At 65.7% G+C, this 3,805-nt stretch carries 2 protein-coding genes and 1 pseudogene; 1 reads left to right on the top strand and 2 read right to left on the bottom strand.

Annotated elements, in window-relative coordinates; translation table 11 throughout:
* Positions 1–2,851 (top strand): hypothetical protein (locus WAN02_RS34290; RefSeq protein ID WP_422269797.1); only part of this gene is annotated, 2,851 nt, incomplete at its 5' end.
* A gap of 251 nt (positions 2,852–3,102) precedes the next feature.
* Here WAN02_RS34290 and WAN02_RS34285 read toward each other — a convergent pair.
* Positions 3,103–3,534 carry a DUF2255 family protein gene (locus WAN02_RS34285; protein ID WP_422269796.1) on the bottom strand — a complete coding sequence of 144 codons (432 nt, stop codon included), beginning with the start codon at positions 3,532–3,534 and terminating at the stop codon, positions 3,103–3,105.
* Between the two features lie 68 nt (positions 3,535–3,602).
* Positions 3,603–3,805 (bottom strand): annotated as a pseudogene (locus WAN02_RS34280) (hypothetical protein); the annotation flags it as partial.

Here is a 3,805-nt window from a genome sequence, read left to right as displayed (position 1 = left end):
CGTCCATGCCGCGCCGGCGGTGTCGTTCAGCTGGGACGCCGACAGCCGCGCCGACGGCGTGCTGTCGCCGAACCGGCTGCTGATCAACTGCCGCACACCGTATTCGGTGGTTACCGGCTCGTCGCAGAACGACGAGGAAGCGCTCGGCAACGACGACGGCTTCCCCTGCTGCCAGCTCGATTCGGTCAAGGGCTTCCAGATCCCCTGGCACGACCTGAGCTGGACGACCGCAGCACCTGGTTTTAGGTTGCCCGCCAGCGAGGCGTTCAGCGCGGGCGGTGCACTGTGGTCGTGGACGGCGCCCCCCGCGACAATGAACGGTGTGGGCGCCTACACCGGCCGGATCGTGGCGGTCGACCTGCTGGACGCCAATACGCTACGCGGATCGGTGGACCTGACCGACCCGGCAGTGACGTTCACCGCTCAGATACTGCCGATGTCAACGCGAATCACCTGCACGCTGACCGCCTATCACGGGCTCACCCCGCTGACAGCGCAGACCGTGACGGCCACCGCCAGCCCCGCCGCGGTCACGCTCGCCGGCAGCGTCACTACGCCGATCACCCGGGTCACGCTGACGGCTCTCATCACCTCACCTACCCTCGGCACCGCGCTCGCAGTCGCCGATCCCTGGGGTCCGCTGGGTGTGCCCGCCGTGATGGTGTACGACATGCAGTACCAGTCGCTGTCCGATGTGCTGTCGGTGATGGGCCGACGTCAGCGCTGCCGCAACAGCGGCACCACGTCGGGGGTCGGTGGACTTGGCAAGCTTGCCTTCCTTCCCAACTACGACTACGCGGTCATTCCGACGGTCGAGCTCACAGTCAGCCACGCCACCGGCGGTAGCAAGACAATCAGCCTGAGCCAGCCATCCTTCTTCCGTACCAAGGGTCTGCCCGGCCTGAACGCCACACCCAATGTCGGTGACGAGCTGCAGCCCTACGTGGCCTCCACCTATCCGCCGGCCCGGTCCGTGCCGCTGTACCGCAACGAGCCGGTGGCGTTGGCCTTCACCGAGGACATGTCGGACCTGCTACCCGTGGATCGCGTTGCCGCGCCGGGCGATCCCCCAGAAAAGGCTCAACTTATGCAGCTCGCACTGAGCGTGGATCGCGTCGCGTCGACCGAAGGTGCGGTGCAGCTGACATCGCCTGGACCCGACTGGCTGACCGCTCACGGCGGCCCCGTCCGCGTGGGGCCGCCATTTCACAATCAGGGGTTCGCGACACTGGCGCTTCGGCGGGCCACATCACAACAGGTCCAGGTCCAACGGTTCGAGGCGGTGCTGGGCGCCGCCGGGTGCGCCCACGACACGCTGCACTCCAGCCAAGTGCTGCTGCACGCGCCGGTCTCACCCGATGGCACCGCCGGAACATGGGAGGCGCAGGCCAACTTACGAGCCACCGTGCGCGCTCAGGAGGGCCCCTATACCGAGCGGACGACGTTCGCCGCGGCCGACCTCGGCGCCTTCACCTACCTCGCCGACGCGGGCACCAGTCCGGTATGGACGTTGAACGCGGGGTCCGTGGTCGCCCCGGGCGGCGGACGAACCTACGCGGCGTTCGGTGACCCGGATTGGAATCACTTCCAGATGCTTGCGACGATCGACCCCGCCGATGGTGTGGCGGGCGCCGGTGTCGGGGTGAGCGGGTCTAGTCCGGTGCAGCAGGCGATGCTCGCAGTAATCGATCACGGCGACCTGGTGCTGGTTCGTCGGGTCGGCGGTGCCGACCAAGAGCTGGCCCGCGCGGCATTCTCCGCCGCCACGGGGCCAATCACGCTGCGCGTCACCGCATTCGACGACAGGCTGCGTGCCGCCGCCGGCGACGCGGTGCTCGAGGCCGACCGCGGCCCGGTGCGTGAGGGCCGCGCCGCTCTGGTCAGCACCGGTCATGCGGTGTTCAGCGGGCTGCTGGTCGAAAGCCTGGACATGTACGGCGTGAACTTCGTCACCAGCCGCTATCTGTCGTTCGCCGACCACATCGCAAACCGCGACCCGGTGATCCATCAGCAAGAGGCCGACGCGATGGGCGCGCCGCCGGCCGCCACCCCGGCGGCAGCCCTGGCCGATCATGCCGCCGAGATCGCCGCCGAGATGACACCGGCGGCCGACCCGCAGCTGCGCCAGCAGTTGTTCAACCAGCTGCTGGGCAACATCGGGTTGGCGCAGCTGCAACGCTGCGACCGGCTGACGCTTACTCGGCTTACCGACGCGAGCGCGACGACGGCGCTGCTACTCGAATCGCCTGAGCCGCTGTCGATCCTGTACGACACGACGCTGGCGATGGTGCACCACACGACACAGAAGCTGCCCCATCCGATGCCGTTGGGGCCACCCACGCCCATCACCAACGCGCTTGCGGCCATTCAGGACATTCACGGTCAGCCGGTCGCCCCGGCCGCGGCAGCCAACACGCTTGTTGCCAACCACGATGCGGTCGTGTTGATTACGGCTGCGGCGCCGAATTTCTCAATGACCGTCTACCAGGTACCCAGCCCGGCACAGCATCCCCAGGTGAAGTTGACTCCGGTCAAGACCTACGACGCGCAATCCGCGACGCAGGACGGATTCGGGGCGTTGACCAAGCGTCCCGTCGGCATGATGCTCGCGGTGCGGCCTGACCAGTCGGTCGCCGGCGCGGTCAACACGATGGGGCCAGTCGATGTACCAGTGGCGCTAACGCTTTTGACCAACGGGGATGAAACCGCCACGGTGGCCCTGCCCGCTTCGCCCCTGGCACCGGGCGGATACGCGCTGACGTTCGGCTTTCACCGGACCCGTTGGGAGACCAGCGTCCCCGACGCCCAGGCCGTCTACGACGACGCGGCGACCGTCGAACTCGCGCTGTGACGGTGTCGCGACCACGCTGGGGCTAATCTAGTAACGGCGATGGCCGTTGCTGCGGATTTTGACGACAGTCTTCGTGTAGACCCTGCGTCTTAGAGAATTATAGCTCTGAACTGCGGTTTTCTGGTGGAGCTAAGGGGACTCGAACCCCCTCCTTGACCAGGCAAAATACCGTCTTACCTGCGGTTTCGTTCCGTCTCGATCCCGTTCAGTACCGCTCGTTACGTGCGTTTTCGTTTCGGGTCTTGACGGCGTCAAGCGCACCCATGAGGCGTCGCGCCCTTTCGATAAGGGGTTAGCCGCGATCGACGGCACGTTTGTGGGATCAACCGCGACGTCGTTGAACGCGCCCGGTCGCAAAGCAATAGGGGCAGTGACGGATCCGCTGAGTATTTTTGCCGGTAAGCCTCGTCGACAGCAGCGATCGAGACAGAGTCCCTATCCAGGATGAGGCTGACCTTGTACTGCACACCCTCGGCGTCGATGTACGCCTGCGAGCCAGTGGCGTGGCGGTACCAGAACCCGTTCTTCCCGAACCCGGATCGGATATACAAGTTGTCGCCGACGCGTACGACCCAGACCGGAGTCCATCGGTTGTATCCGCCACCCGTACGTTCGCTGCTGATACGGATTTCCTCCCGATCGCCAATTTCGCTGAGAACTTGGGGTTTCCAGCCAACCGTCATCTCTGCTTCCTTCATTGCGCAGCGTTGTGCCGGACCAACGCGAACGGTGTCACTGGCACCGTCACCACTTAACTGGGGTGCGACGTGTCAGGCGATTGCACAGTGCCCTGACCCGACGACTCCGCCGAGCCAGCCGCTCCGGGTTGATCGTTCCAGCCGGCCGCACGTACCATGTCGAACCACGTCGCTGCCGGTGTCGTCGGGTAATAGAGCTGATGTAGATGACCGGGCAAGGTCAACGAAGGTCCTTTTGCCGGGTTGTCTTCGACTT

The sequence above is a fragment of the Mycobacterium sp. genome (assembly GCF_049281135.1).
Classification (GTDB): Bacteria; Actinomycetota; Actinomycetes; order Mycobacteriales; family Mycobacteriaceae; genus Mycobacterium.
The sequence above is the reverse complement of the archived record's forward strand: the minus strand, read 5'-3'. Positions and strand labels throughout refer to the sequence as shown.

Excerpts from the sequence above, each read along its gene's own strand:
- WAN02_RS34285 (WP_422269796.1), bottom strand. The coding sequence starts at position 3,534 with ATGACGGTTGGCTGGAAACCCCAAGTTCTCAGCGAAATTGGCGATCGG.